General features: G+C 63.8%; 12 protein-coding genes. 10 read left to right on the top strand and 2 right to left on the bottom strand.

The annotated features are described in order from the left end of the window. Positions 1-14: 14 nt before the first annotated feature. Positions 15-1,040: an amidohydrolase family protein gene (locus G3574_RS18010; RefSeq protein ID WP_163966294.1), complete on the bottom strand. Its 1,026-nt coding sequence runs from the start codon at positions 1,038-1,040 to the stop codon at positions 15-17. 17 nt (positions 1,041-1,057) lie between these two features. After that, positions 1,058-2,188 (bottom strand): 4-oxalomesaconate tautomerase, encoded by a 1,131-nt coding sequence (locus G3574_RS18005; RefSeq protein ID WP_163966222.1) that lies wholly within the window; start codon positions 2,186-2,188, stop codon positions 1,058-1,060. 166 nt (positions 2,189-2,354) lie between these two features. Between G3574_RS18005 and G3574_RS18000 the strand changes: the two genes are divergently transcribed. The 10 genes from G3574_RS18000 to G3574_RS17955 all read left to right on the top strand — a co-directional run bounded on the left by G3574_RS18000 (position 2,355) and on the right by G3574_RS17955 (position 13,161). Then, positions 2,355-3,554, top strand: coding sequence for a LysR family transcriptional regulator (locus G3574_RS18000; protein WP_163966219.1), 1,200 nt, complete (start codon positions 2,355-2,357; stop codon positions 3,552-3,554). A gap of 284 nt (positions 3,555-3,838) precedes the next feature. Beyond that, a complete protein-coding gene (locus G3574_RS17995; protein ID WP_163966217.1) occupies positions 3,839-5,170 on the top strand; it encodes an MFS transporter in 1,332 nt (443 codons plus the stop codon). A gap of 12 nt (positions 5,171-5,182) precedes the next feature. Continuing rightward, complete coding sequence (locus tag G3574_RS17990) at positions 5,183-6,505, top strand: gallate dioxygenase (RefSeq protein ID WP_163966215.1); 1,323 nt, start codon at positions 5,183-5,185, stop codon at positions 6,503-6,505. Positions 6,506-6,676: 171 nt separating this feature from the next. Next, positions 6,677-7,777, top strand: coding sequence for a porin (locus tag G3574_RS17985; protein WP_163966212.1), 1,101 nt, complete (start codon positions 6,677-6,679; stop codon positions 7,775-7,777). Positions 7,778-7,922: 145 nt separating this feature from the next. Then, on the top strand, positions 7,923-8,372 hold the full coding sequence (locus G3574_RS17980; protein ID WP_163966210.1) for a cache domain-containing protein: 450 nt from the start codon (positions 7,923-7,925) through the stop codon (positions 8,370-8,372). 219 nt (positions 8,373-8,591) lie between these two features. Continuing rightward, positions 8,592-9,458, top strand: coding sequence for a branched-chain amino acid ABC transporter permease (locus G3574_RS17975; RefSeq protein ID WP_163966207.1), 867 nt, complete (start codon positions 8,592-8,594; stop codon positions 9,456-9,458). Between the two features lie 20 nt (positions 9,459-9,478). Next, a complete protein-coding gene (locus G3574_RS17970; protein ID WP_407941684.1) occupies positions 9,479-10,489 on the top strand; it encodes a branched-chain amino acid ABC transporter permease in 1,011 nt (336 codons plus the stop codon). Continuing rightward, positions 10,486-11,250, top strand: a complete 765-nt coding sequence (locus G3574_RS17965; protein WP_163966204.1) for an ABC transporter ATP-binding protein — start codon at positions 10,486-10,488, stop codon at positions 11,248-11,250. Before G3574_RS17970 ends, G3574_RS17965 begins: the two co-directional genes overlap by 4 nt. Continuing rightward, positions 11,243-11,947, top strand: coding sequence for an ABC transporter ATP-binding protein (locus G3574_RS17960; protein ID WP_163966203.1), 705 nt, complete (start codon positions 11,243-11,245; stop codon positions 11,945-11,947). The genes G3574_RS17965 and G3574_RS17960 overlap by 8 nt, the downstream gene beginning before the upstream one ends. Before the next feature lie 38 nt (positions 11,948-11,985). Beyond that, positions 11,986-13,161, top strand: coding sequence for an ABC transporter substrate-binding protein (locus tag G3574_RS17955; RefSeq protein WP_163966202.1), 1,176 nt, complete (start codon positions 11,986-11,988; stop codon positions 13,159-13,161). Positions 13,162-13,185: the final 24 nt, after the last annotated feature.

The raw sequence follows: 13,185 nt of genomic DNA, 5'->3' as shown, positions 1-13,185 counted from the left end.
GGGAGTTGTCATGATCAATATCCTTTCTGCTTCAGGGCCGCGTCCAGGCGCGGAAAGACGCGCCGGGCATTGCCTTCGAAAATCTGGAAGCGGTCTTCATCGGAGAGACTGGCAGCCTCGATGTAGCGCTTCGTGTCGTCGTAGTAGTTTCCGGTCTCCGGGTCGATGCCGCGCACTGCGCCGATCATCTCGGATGCAAACAACACGTTCTTTACCGGGATCACCTTGGTCAGCAGGTCGATGCCCGGCTGGTGGTACACGCAGGTGTCGAAGAAGATGTTGTTGAGCAGGTGTTCCGCCAGCAAGGGCTTCTTTATTTCCTGCGCCAGGCCGCGGAAACGTCCCCAGTGATAGGGCACGGCGCCGCCGCCGTGCGGGATCAGGAACTTTAGCGTCGGAAAGTCCTTGAACAGGTCGCTGGCCAGGCACTGCATGAAGGCGGTGGTGTCGGCGTTCAGGTAGTGCGCGCCGGTGGTGTGGAAGCAGGCATTGCAGCTCGTGCTGACATGGATCATCGCCGGAATGTCGTACTCCACCATCTTTTCGTAGATGGGATACCAGTGGCGGTCGGATAGGGGAGGAGAAGTCCAGTGGCCGCCGGAAGGATCAGGATTCAGGTTGATGCCGACCATGCCGTATTCCTTCACGCATCGTTCAAGTTCCGGAATGCAGGTGCGCGGATCCACGCCCGGCGACTGCGGCAGCATCGCGGCGCCGATGAAATTGTCGGGAAAGAGCTGCGAGACGCGGTAACACAGCTCGTTGCAGATCGCGGCCCAGGTGGCGCTCGTTTCGAAGTTGCCGATGTGATGCGCCATGAACGACGCGCGCGGCGAAAAGATCGTCAGGTTGGAGCCGCGTTCATTCATCAGGCGGAGCTGGTTCTTCTCGATCGACTCGCGCAGCGCATCGTCGCCGATCCTGAGGTCGGATGCGCGCGGGCCTTGGGCTGGCGTGTTCAGGTTCGCGATCTGATCGTTGCGCCAGTCTTCCAGGGCCTTGGGGGCCGTGGTGTAGTGGCCATGACAATCGATGATCAGGGGCTTGCGCATGTTGCTTATCCTCTCCAGAGCGTTTCGGGAATCATGACTTCGCCGCGCATGATGGGGCGGGCGGTGCGCAGCAGGGCGGCGCGCGTCACTTGTTGCGGGGTCGAGGCGTCGAGTCCGAGCTCGACGCTGAATTCGCCGGTCGGATGTTCGACCGATATGGTTTTTTCCAGGCCTGCCGCGACGCTGGCGATGCCGGCGGTAATCGATCCTTCCAGCACGCAGGCCGTCGCCACCGTGACCGCGGCGAGCACGCCGATGGCGTCGTGGCAGACATGCGGGATGAAGCAGCGGGTAGCGATGCTGCCGCCATCCTTCGCAGGCGCGACCAGGCACATCTTCGGGTAGTTCCTTGCCCTCACGTCGCCCAGGCCCATCAGCGGGCCGGCGGCAAGGCGCACGGCCTCGAGCCTGCCTCGCAATTCATCGTTGCCGTTGAGTTCGGCGGCGCCTTCGTAGCCGCTGATGCCGAAATCCGCCGCGCGCACCAGGACCATCGGCATGCCGTTGTCGATCAGCGTGGCTTCCGCGGTGAACGGCGGCACGCCTTTCGCCTCCACTTCGACGCGGTCGCGCACGCGGCCGCTGGGCAACAGGGAAGGGCACACAGAACCGGCGGTGTCGAGGAAGTTGATGCTGATCGGCGCCGCGGTGCCGGGAACGCCATCAATGCGGGCATTGCCGGTGTAGCGCAGGAGGCGGGCAGGCGTCTGCACCGTCACGTCGCATTGCATGCCGGTGTTGAGCGTGAGGATGCGCGCGGTCGTCGTGCCGTCGCCAGTCGGGAAGATGCCCCGCTCCAGCGCGAACGGCAGTACCGCCGCGAGCATGTTGCCGCAGTTGGGCGTGACGTCGACCTTGTCGGAATCCGGCTGCAGCTGGGCAAACAGGAAATCGAGATCCACGCCGGGCGTCGTGCTGCGGCGAACGATGCCCACCTTGCTGGTCAGCGGATGCGCGCCGCCCAGGCCGTCGATCTGGCGCGGATCGGGCGATCCCATCGCCGCAAGCAGGAAACGGTCGCGCGCACCGGGATCGGAGGGCAGGTCCGATTCCAGGAAGAAGGGGCCGCGCGAGGTGCCGCCCCGCATCAGGATGCATGGCACGCCATGCAGGTCGGATTGAATGTCGGTAGTCATGAGAGAGCCTGCTTGCGAAAGACGTGAACAAGTATTCATGCCTTTCATTCGGCCTTGGTTGCTTTGTTCATGCGGTTTTGTTCTAATTTCCTTATTGCTTACCGCGGCGCAAGAATGCATGCCCGAAGGGGCCGCCCCATGCGCCGCCGATCACCGATGGAGTGGTATGGGTCTGGTCAGTCTGCGTCACCTGCATGCGTTCAACGTGGTTGCGGTCACCGGCGGCATCCGCCGTTCCTCCGAATCGCTCTACCGCGCCTCGTCGGCGGTCGCGCGCTCCGTCGGCGCGCTGGAGGAGAGCCTGGGCGTTCAACTTTTCGAACGCAAGGGGCGGGGAATGTTGCTGACCGCCGCGGGCGAGGTTGTCCGCCTGCGCGCTGAGCGCATCGAAGCGGAACTGCAGGAAGTGCGCGACGAGGCGTCGCGCTACCGCAATGGCGGCAAGGTTGGCGGCATCGAAGCCTTGCTGAGCGAAAGCAGGCTCCAGGCAGCGGCGCTGCTGGCGGAAGTGCATCACATGCCCAGCGTCGCCAATGCCATGGGCATGTCGCAATCCGCCGTGAGCCAGGCCGTCTCCCGCCTCGAGGACATGCTCGGGCAACCTCTCTTCATGCGCACCGCGCACGGCATGGTGCCAACCGATGCGGGGCGGCGCTGGACGGAGCGCTTCGAGCGGGTGCTGGCGGAACTGCGCAACATTCCCGACGACATCGCCGCCCTGGCGGGCGTGCTGAAGGGCACGGTGACTATCGGCGCCTTGCCGCTGGCGCGCTCCCTGCTGCTGCCCAAGGCCATCTCCGCCATCCTGGAAAAGCACCCGCAATTGAGAATCCGTTCCCTCGAAAGCCCCTACGAAGAACTCATGGCCGGGCTGCTGAGCGGAAGGGTCGATTTCATCGTCGGCGCGCTGCGCACGCGGGCCGGGCAGGGCGTCGAGTCGCGTACCCTCATCGAAGACAAGGTGGCGCTCATCGCCCGAAACGGCCATCCCCTTGCCCGCCAACGTCCGCTCGGCCTGGCGGACATCTCCGGCTATCCCTGGGTGCTGTCACGCGCCGGCACGCCGCTGCGGGAAGCGCTGGAGCGCTTCTTCACCGAACGCGGAACATCCTGTCCCGAGCCCGCGGTCGAAACCGGCGATCTCGCCCTGCTGCGCGGCCTGCTGGTGTCGAGCGACATGCTGACGGTCCTGTCCGCCCACCAGTTGCATTACGAGATCCAGACGAAGCAGCTTGCGGTCCTGCCCTTCGAGATGGACATGGATCGCCGCATCGGCGTGATGACCCGCAAGGGCGCCCATCTTTCCCCCGGCGGCCGCGCCCTGCTCGAGCTCATCGAGCAGATCTGCGCCGAGTGGACGCGCTGATTTTCCTGCGCGCGGCGCGCAACTCTATGAACCTTCAACGCAGAGGCGCGCATCCTGCTGCTCCAGCGCCGCAAAGCCGTTCCCCGCGCCGCAAGCCCTCCGGGAAACCGAAGACCGATAAGGAGATTGCAACGCTGCGGTAGCCAAAAGCAATACACCCTCTTCATGCAGATCGTACACTGCGCTTCCAGTAGCCCTTGATTATTCGCCAAAGGGCGCCCTGGCGACCGCGGAAAGACTTTCGCGGCGCAGCACGCAATTCATGTGCTTGAAGAGGAGACTTAATGAATACCGCGCAAACGCTCGACGTCCGGGCGTACATCAACGGCCGGAAAATGTCCGGCTATCAATGGCTCTTGCTGATCTTGTGCTTTCTCATCGTCGCGACCGACGGCATGGATGTGGCAATCATGGGCTTCCTGGCGCCCGACATCACCAAGGAGTGGGGCATCACCAAGGCCGCCTTCGGCGCGGTCATGAGCGCCGCGCCCATCGGACTCGCCATCGGCGCGATCCTGGTCGGGCCCCTGTCCGACCGCTATGGACGCAAGACGCTGCTGATGTGCGCCGTTGCCTGGTTCGGCGCATTCAGCTTGCTGAGCGCCACCGCCAACGATGTCTTTACCTTGTCGCTGTTCCGTTTTCTCACCGGCCTGGGCCTGGGCGCCGCCATGCCCAACACCACCACGCTGCTTTCCGAATACGTTCCCGAGCGCTCCCGCAGCACCTTGCTGGCCATCATGTTCACCGGCTTCAACCTCGGATCGGCGCTGGTGGGCTTCGGCGCCGCTGCCCTGCTGCCGCAGCACGGCTGGCGTGCCGTGCTGATGGTTGGAGGCATCATTCCCCTGGCCTGCCTGCCGCTGTATCTCTGGCTGGTGCCGGAGTCCGTCCGCTTCCTGGTCGTGCGCCGCTTTTCCGCCGATCGCATCGGCCGCACGCTGCGGCGCGTGGTCGGCGGCGACGTTCCCGCCAACGCCAGCTTCGTCGTCAGCGAGCCGTCCGTCCAGAGCGGGCAGCCGGTCGTGACGCTGCTATCTTCCGCTTATCGCAAGACCACGCTGTCGTTGTGGAGCACCTATTTCATGGGCCTGCTCGTCATCTACCTGTTGAGCGGATGGTTGCCGACGCTCATCAAGGACGCCGGCCTGCCGATCGAGCGCGCCGCCAGCATCACCGCCCTGTTCCAGCTCGGCGGCACGGTGGGCGCGCTGGTCGTGGGCTACCTGATGGACCGCGTCAAGCCCAACAAGGTGATCTCTGCCGCCTACGTCGGCGGCGCGGCCTTCATCCTGATGCTGTCTTCCGGCAGCGTGACGTCCTCGATGTTCGCGACATACGTCCTGCTTGCCGGCTTCTGCATGAGCGGCGCGCAGACCGGTCTCAACGCTTTCGCGCCGCAATGCTATCCGACCGCGGTGCGGGCAACCGGGGTAAGCTGGATGCAGGGCATGGGCCGCTTCGGCAGCATCTTCGGCTCCTTCGCCGGCGGCGTGCTGCTCACCATGGGCTGGGGCTTCGCCTCGGTGATCGCCATTCTTGCGATTCCCGCCACCATCGCCGCGCTCTCCATCATCATCAGCAGCCTTGGCCGCCGCCAGGCAATTGTCGCTTAGGAATCAAACATCATGGCAAGGATCATCGGCGCGATCGCATCGTCGCACACTCCCACCATCGGCTTCGCCCTGGATGCCGGCAAGCAGAACGACCCGGCATGGGCGCCCATCTTCAAGGCTTACGAGCCGGTGCAGCGGTGGCTGGAAGACAAGAAGCCGGACGTGATGCTGGTGGTCTACAACGACCACGTCACCTCGTTCTTCTTCAATCATTACTCGGCGTTCGCGCTCGGCATCGGCAAGCAGTACGAAGTGGCCGACGAAGGCGGCGGCCCGCGCCAGCTTCCGCCGGTCAACGGCCATACCGGACTGGAACATCACATCGGGCGCTCGCTGGTTGCCGACGAATTCGACATGTCCTTCTTCCAGGACAAGCCGCTCGACCACGGCTTCTTCTCGCCGCTTTCCATGCTGTGGCCGCACGAGAAGGAATGGCCCGGCACGGTGGTGCCTTTGCAGGTCGGCGTGCTGCAGTTCCCCGCGCCCTCGGCGCGCCGCTGCTACAAGCTCGGCCAGGCGCTGCGCCGCGCCATCGAAAGCTATCCGGAAGACCTGAAGGTGGTGATCGTTGCCACCGGCGGACTGTCGCACCAGGTCCATGGGGAGCGCTGCGGCTTCAACAACACGCCATGGGACCAGCAATTCCTCGACCTGTTCGAAAGCGACCCGGAAGCGATCCTCGCCATGACCCATGCCGACCTCGCCAGGCTCGGCGGACTGGAGAGCGCCGAGGTGGTGATGTGGATGATCATGCGCGGGGCGATGTCTTCCCGCATGAATTGCCTGCACCGGCAGTACTACCTGCCCTCAATGACCGGCATCGCGGTGGCCTTGTACGAAAACCTGGCCAACACCGATCCCGCGCTCGCCGCGCGCGCCAACGAGCAGCATCGGGCGCATATCCTGCAACAGGTCGCCGGCATCGAGGAGTTGCCCGGCACTTATCCCTTTACCCTGGATGTCAGCGCACGCACCTACCGCGTCAACAAATACCTGCACCAGCTCGTCGACCCCGCGTTCCGCGAGCGGTTCCTGTCGAATCCGGAAGCCACCTACGAGGAAGCCGGCCTAAACGAGACCGAGCGCCAGATGATCAGCCAGCGCGACTGGCGGGCAATGATCCGTTATGGCGTGATCTTCTTCCTCCTCGAAAAGCTTGGGGCAGTGGTCGGGGTATCCAACCTTCACATCTATGCCGCCATGCGCGGCGAATCGCTGGACGATTTCCGCAAGACGCGCAATGCGCCCGGCGCGTTGTATTCGGTCGCCGGCAACAAGCCGGGGACGGCGGAGTGGAACAAGGAAGGCGGCTCCGGCGAGCAGGGCAGGAAATAGGCAAAAACCAACACGAATTGCGCGGGACGCGCGCCGGCAATGGCGCGCGCGTCGAGGATTGCCTGCGGCATGCGGGCAGGGGGAAGTCTTGCCCGGCGGACGCGCTTGCCCCGGGCCCAGGACTCCGAAGTGCGGACGGTTCGCAGTACCGATTTTTTTGAGGAGAGAGCAATGAAAACGAAAAAGGCCTTGGCCGCGGGTGCTGCGCTGGCAGCGATGTCCTTGATGGGGATCGCCAACGCGCAGACGTCGGTGAACGTCTACGGCATCATGGATGCCGCGGTCGAGTACTACACCAATTCCAACGCGACGGGCGACAGCCTGTGGCGCATGCCCAGCCTGGGCGGCGGCATGTTCCCATCGCGCATCGGGTTCAAGGGCAGCGAAGACCTCGGTGGCGGCATGTCGGCCATCTTCACGCTGGAAAACGGCTTCACGCCCGATACCGGCAGCCTTGGCCAGGGCGGACGCCTGTTCGGCCGCCAGGCATGGGTAGGCCTGTCCAGCCCCTACGGCCAGCTGACCCTCGGCCGCAACTACAATATGATCTACCTGTCGTCCTTCGACGTCGACATCTTCGGACCGTCGCAGTATGGACTGGGCTCGCTGGACGCGGCGATTCCCAACGGCCGCAGCGACAACTCCATTGCCTACAAGGGCACGTTCAACGGCTTCACCGTCGGGGCGACGTACAGCCTGGGACGCGACACCTCCGCGGCGGGCGGCCCCGCGGGCACAAACTGCCCAGGCGAAAGCGCCACCAACAGCCGTGAATGCCGCGAGTGGTCCACCATGCTGCGCTACGACGCGCCGTCCTGGGGCGCGGTGGCAGCCTATGGCCGCCTGAACGGCGGTCCCAACGCCTCCGGCGGCATCAACAGCGCAGACCGCAGCGACAGCCGCCTGCACGTGGCAGGCTACGCCAAGTTCGCCAGCTGGAAAGTGGGCGGAGGCGTGGTTGCGCGCAACAACGAAGGCAGCGCCACCACCCCGCGCAGCAACCTCTACTATGTTGGCGCGGCATACCGCCTGACTCCCCAGGTGACGATCGACGGCCAGCTCGCCAAGCTGGACTATCGTGACAGCCCGAATGATTCCACCCAGCTTCTGCTGCGTGGAATCTATGACTTCTCCAAACGCACCTCCGGCTATGTGGCGGTCGGCCGCATCAACAATGGCGGCACCGCTGCGGTTGCCTTGTCCGCCGGCGGTTCCGTCGGCGCCGGACTGTCGCAGACCGGCCTGATCACCGGCATCAAGCACGCATTCTGACATCCGGAGCCAAGACGTCCTTGGCTTTTGCGCCTATGGCCGGGCCATGCATGCCCGGCCGGCGACGACGACCACATTACAACATTCACGCATGCGGCTGCCGGCAATCCAATCATGTCCGCGGTCCGAGCATGGGAGAGGGACGATGAACAAATCAATTTTGGCAGCGCTGTTCCTGCTGGCCGGTGTCAACGCGCATGCGCAGGCGCCGACCGACGACGATGTCGTCAAGCTGGTGAAGAAAGCGATCGCGCAGGCGAAGCAGAGCGGCATGGAGCCGGCCTGCCGGCAGTTCGCGGATCCAACGGGTGGATTCATCCAGGGTGAGCTTTACGTTTATGTCCATGACCTCAATGGCAAGATGATCTGCCACGCGACGAACCCCAAGCTCAATGGCAAGGACATGATCGACATGCACGATGTCGAAGGCAAGAAGTTCAACCGCGAGATGATTGAACTTGCCAAATCGAAGGGCAATGGCTGGATCAATTACAAGTTCCTCAATCCCGCCACCAAGACCATCATGCCCAAGTCCTCTTATGTCGAACGGATGGACGGCTACATCGTCGGCGCGGGCGTCTACCGCGCGAAGTAAGCGCAAAAAGCCGATGCTTCCATGTGCTTTCAGTTTTCGATAAGCAAATTGGAACGCTGGCATCCCGACAATGCAACCCTCGCGTTCCGGTCCCGCTCGATACTTGCATGGCGCCGCAGGTTTTCAAGCCGCGTGCCTTCGAACAAGACAAAGGAGACGGATCATGCATCACCCCTCGGTGGCCTTCCGGCCATGCGCCGCACGGACATGGAGGCAGCCATGCTGACGAGCGCCATCGGTGTCCTGTTCGATGGCGTCGCGTATGGCAGCCTGCTGTTCCTGATCAGCGTCGGGCTGTCCGTCACGATGGGCCTGATGAATTTCGTCAACCTTGCCCATGGCGCATTCGCCATGGCGGGCGGCTATGTCAGCGTGGTGGTGATGAACCGGCTCGGCCTGCCTTTTCTCGCATCGTTGCCGCTGGCCTTCATCGCGAGCGCGGTGCTCGGCTTCGCGCTCGAGCGCACCCTCTACTGCAGGCTCTACAAGGCGACGCATCTCGACCAGGTGCTGTTCTCCATCGGGCTGGCCTTCATGGCGGTTGCCGCAGCCTCGTACGTGTGGGGGCCGTCGCAGCAGCCTGTCCACCTGCCGGAATTCCTGCGCGGTCAAGTCGAGGTCCTCGGCATGGATCTCGGCGCGTACCGGCTTTTCCTGATCGGCGTCGTCGTCGCCGTCACGCTCGCGATCGGCGGATTGCTGGAGCGTACCCGCTTCGGCGCGCAGATCCGGGCCTCGGTCGACAACCAGAAAGCCTCGGCCGGCCTCGGCATCAACGTTAGCCGGGTGTTCAGCCTGACGTTTGCGCTGGGCTCCGGCCTGGCCGGCCTGGGCGGCGGGCTGGGAATCGACGTGCTCGGACTCGATCCGACGTTTCCCATCAAGTACATGGTCTACTTCCTGCTCGTGGTCAATGTCGGTGGCGCCGGCACCATCAAGGGTCCGCTGATCGCCGCCATGATCCTCGGCGTATTCGACGTGGCCGGCAAATACTATGTGCCGGAAACGGGCGCCTTCGTGATCTATGCGCTCATGGTCGCGCTGCTGATGCTGTTTCCGACCGGCCTGCTCGGGAGGCGGGCATGAAACCGGATTCCCTCACCCTCATGCCGAATGACGCCATGCCCGCCGACACGTCCATTGCCTTGCCGCGCGACCGCTGGCATCCGCTTGAAATCGCATTCTGGCTCTTGCCGCTTGCCAGCTACTTTCTCTTTCCCGGTTACCTGGTGCTTGCCAGCCAGGTGATGATCGCCGGCCTGTTCGCCATGTCGCTCGATCTCATCCTGGGTTATGCCGGCATCGTGTCGCTGGGGCATGCGGCGTTTTTCGGGCTGGGCGCCTATACCGCCGGCCTGCTGTCGGTACATGGATGGGGCGAGCCCATCAGCGGCATGCTAGCCGGCGCCGCGGTCGCCGCCGCCTTCGGCTTCGCCGTCAGCTTCCTGGTGGTGCGCGGACAAGACCTTACGCGGTTGATGGTCACGCTGGGCATCGGACTCATGCTCTACGAGGCCGCAAACAAGGCGGCTTTCCTGACAGGAGGTGTGGACGGCCTGTCGGGCATGAACGTCGGCAAGCTGTTCGGCGCCTTCGAATTCGATCTTGAGGGAAGGGTGGCGTTCTGGTACAGCTTCGGCGTGCTTTTTCTCCTGTTCGTGCTGATGCGCCGCGTGGTGCGCTCGCCCTTCGGGCTGTCTTTGCGCGGCATCCTCGAAGGCGGACGCCGCATGCCGGCCATCGGCGCGAACGTGTCCTGGCGCCTGACGTGCGTGTACACGCTTGGCGCGGCCATTGCCGGCGTGGCGGGCGCGCTGCTCGCCCAGGTCACGCAGTTCGTGGGACTCGACAGCCTCGGATTTCCGCGTTCCGCCGAACTCGTCATCATGCTGGTCCTCGGCGGCACCGGTCGCCTCTACGGCGCGTTGCTGGGCGCGGCGATCTTCATGGTTGCGCAAAACTTCGTCGCCAATCTCAATCCAGCCTACTGGCAATTCTGGCTGGGCCTGCTGCTGGTGATCATCGTGCTGTTCGCGCGCGGCGGCGTGCTGGGCGGACTCGAAAGTTTGCGCGATAGGACACGGGGCGTGGCCGCATCGAAAAGGAGCTTAGGATGAACCAGCATCACGACGCTTTGCTGCGCACCGAAGGACTGACCAAGCAATGGGGCGGTTTCGTCGCCAACAGCAACGTCAGCCTGTCCTTCCCGCAAGGCGCGCGTCACGCCCTCATCGGCCCGAACGGGGCTGGCAAGACGACATTCATCAACCTGCTGACCGGCGGCTTCCTGCCTTCCAAAGGCAAGGTCTTCCTTGATGGCGCCGACATCACCAGCATGTCGCAGCATGAACGCGTCAAGCGCGGCATGACGCGCACATTCCAGATCAATACTTTGTTTGCCGGCCTCACGGTGCTCGAGTCGGTGATGCTTGCGATCTGCGAACGCAAGGGCTTGCAATATGTCTGGCACAGGACTGTTTCAAGGCAGCGCGAAGAGGTGTCTGAAGCCATGTCGCTGCTCGCAATGCTGAAGCTGGATCGTGACGCCAATGTCATCAGCCGCAATCTGCCCTATGGCAAGCAAAGGCTGGTGGAGATTGCCCTCGCCCTGGCTACCAAGCCCAAGGTGTTGCTGCTCGACGAACCGGCAGCCGGCATCCCGCAAGCCGAAAGTGCCGAGCTGTTCAATGTGATTGCGCGCCTGCCGCGCGACGTGACCATTCTCTTCATCGAGCACGACATGGGACTCGTATTCCGCTTCGCCGAGCGCATCACGGTGCTGGTCGCGGGCGCGGTGCTGACGGAAGGCACGCCGGACGAGATCGCCGCCGATCCGCGCGTCAAGGAAGTCTATCTGGGGGAGGCGGAACATGCCTGAATTGCTCGCGCTCGAGAACGTCCGCGCCGGCTATGGGGAATCGGTGATCCTCGACGGTATTTCGCTGGACATGCAGGAAGGGGATAGCCTGGCGCTGCTGGGCCGCAATGGCGTTGGAAAGACCACCTTGCTGGTGACGCTGATGGGCCTGACCGAGCTGCATGGCGGTGCCATACGCTGGTGCGGCAACGACATCTCCCGCATGCAGACCCACCGCCGCGCTCATGCGGGGCTCGGCTGGGTGCCCCAGGAACGCTACATGTTTCCTTCCCTGACGGTGGAAGAGCACCTGACGGTGGTGGCGCGTCCGGGCGAGTGGGACTTGAACAAGGTGTACCAGGCCTTTCCCCGCCTGCAGGAACGGCGCGCCAACATGGGCAACCAGCTGTCCGGCGGCGAACAGCAGATGCTGGCCATCGGCCGCGCGCTGATGACCAATCCGCGCCTGCTGCTGCTCGACGAGCCGATGGAAGGCCTTGCGCCCATCATCGTCCAGGAACTGGCGCGCGTGATCCGTCGGCTGGTCTCCGACACCGGCATGTCGGTCATCGTGGTGGAGCAGCACGCGCGCCTCGCCCTGTCGCTGACCGGACGGGCCATCGTGCTCGATCGCGGCCGCGTGGTGCACGCCTCGGACAGCGGCAGCCTGCTCGATGACCGGGACACCCTCGACCGGTTGGTGGCCGTCGCCGCATGAACGAGGTTTCAACTTCACCATCCCATGGAGAGATAAGCATGCATTTTCATCGCCTGTTCAGCAGCATCGCTACCGCCGGCGCAATCGGCTTTAGCGCATTCGGCGCCTACGCGCAGGAAACCATCAAGGTCGGCGTGATCGCGCCGTTCTCGGGACCGTTTGCCAACCACGGCGAAATGATCGAGGGCGGCATCAAGGCGTACATGGCGCAGAATGGCGACTCGGTCGCCGGCAAGAAGATCGAGATCATCAAGAAGGACACCACCGGCCCGCAGCCGGACGTGGCCAAGCGCCTCGCCCAGGAACTCGTGGTGCGCGACAAGGTGGATTTCCTCGCGGGCTTCGGCCTGACGCCGGAAGCCATGGCCGTGGCCCCCATCGCGCAGCAGGCGAAGAAGCCGATGATCATCATGAACGCCGCCACGTCGGCGATCACGACCAAGTCGGTCTATATCGCGCGGGTCTCGCATACCTTGCCCCAGCTTGCCGCGCCGATGGGCCCGTGGGCCTTCAAGAACGGCATCAAGAAGGTCGTGACCCTGGTGACCGATTATGGTCCCGGCATCGACGCGGAATCGGCATTCAAGCAAAGCTATACCTCCGCCGGCGGACAGGTGCTGGAATCGGTGCGCGTGCCGCTGAACAATCCAGAGTTCGCCCCTTTCGTCCAGCGCATCAAGGACGCCAAGCCCGATGCGGTGTTCGTGTTCGTTCCCGCGGGCGAACAGGCCATCGGCTTCATGAAGAGCTATCGCGAGCGCGGCCTCGCGCAGGCGGGCGTGAAGGTGATCGGCACCGGCGACCTGACCGATGACTACGTCCTGCCGGCGATGGGAAATGCCACGCAGGGTGTCATTACCACCTTCCATTACTCCGCGGCCCACGAGTCCGTGGAAAACAAGAACTTCCTCGCCCAGTTCGCGAAGGCCAATCCCAATGCCGGCCGTCCCAATTTCATGGCGGTTGCGGGCTATGACGGCATGGACGCGATCTATCGCGTGGCCAGGCAGCTGAACGGCAAGATCGACGGCGACAAGGCGATGGAAATCCTGAAAGGCATGAAGATCGACAGCCCGCGCGGCCCCGTCATGATCGATGCGCAGACCCGCGATCCGGTCCAGACGGTGTACGTGCGCGAAGTGAAGATGGTCAACGGCCAGCCTTACAACATCGAGTTCGACAAGTTCGTCGATGCGAAGGACCCGACCAAGTAAGATATTGCGCTGCAACTAACCCGG

Origin of the sequence: Noviherbaspirillum galbum, from assembly GCF_010974945.1 — a bacterium.
GTDB classification, from domain to species: domain Bacteria; phylum Pseudomonadota; class Gammaproteobacteria; order Burkholderiales; family Burkholderiaceae_D; genus Noviherbaspirillum; species Noviherbaspirillum galbum.
The sequence above is the reverse complement of the archived record's forward strand: the minus strand, read 5'-3'. Positions and strand labels throughout refer to the sequence as shown.

Excerpts from the sequence above, each read along its gene's own strand:
- G3574_RS17995 (WP_163966217.1), top strand. The coding sequence starts at position 3,839 with ATGAATACCGCGCAAACGCTCGACGTCCGGGCGTACATCAACGGCCGG.
- G3574_RS18000 (WP_163966219.1), top strand. The coding sequence starts at position 2,355 with ATGGGTCTGGTCAGTCTGCGTCACCTGCATGCGTTCAACGTGGTTGCG.
- G3574_RS17965 (WP_163966204.1), top strand. The coding sequence starts at position 10,486 with ATGAACCAGCATCACGACGCTTTGCTGCGCACCGAAGGACTGACCAAG.
- G3574_RS17985 (WP_163966212.1), top strand. The coding sequence starts at position 6,677 with ATGAAAACGAAAAAGGCCTTGGCCGCGGGTGCTGCGCTGGCAGCGATG.
- G3574_RS17960 (WP_163966203.1), top strand. The coding sequence starts at position 11,243 with ATGCCTGAATTGCTCGCGCTCGAGAACGTCCGCGCCGGCTATGGGGAA.
- G3574_RS17955 (WP_163966202.1), top strand. The coding sequence starts at position 11,986 with ATGCATTTTCATCGCCTGTTCAGCAGCATCGCTACCGCCGGCGCAATC.
- G3574_RS17980 (WP_163966210.1), top strand. The coding sequence starts at position 7,923 with ATGAACAAATCAATTTTGGCAGCGCTGTTCCTGCTGGCCGGTGTCAAC.
- G3574_RS18005 (WP_163966222.1), bottom strand. The coding sequence starts at position 2,188 with ATGACTACCGACATTCAATCCGACCTGCATGGCGTGCCATGCATCCTG.
- G3574_RS17990 (WP_163966215.1), top strand. The coding sequence starts at position 5,183 with ATGGCAAGGATCATCGGCGCGATCGCATCGTCGCACACTCCCACCATC.
- G3574_RS17970 (WP_407941684.1), top strand. The coding sequence starts at position 9,479 with ATGCCGAATGACGCCATGCCCGCCGACACGTCCATTGCCTTGCCGCGC.
- G3574_RS17975 (WP_163966207.1), top strand. The coding sequence starts at position 8,592 with ATGCTGACGAGCGCCATCGGTGTCCTGTTCGATGGCGTCGCGTATGGC.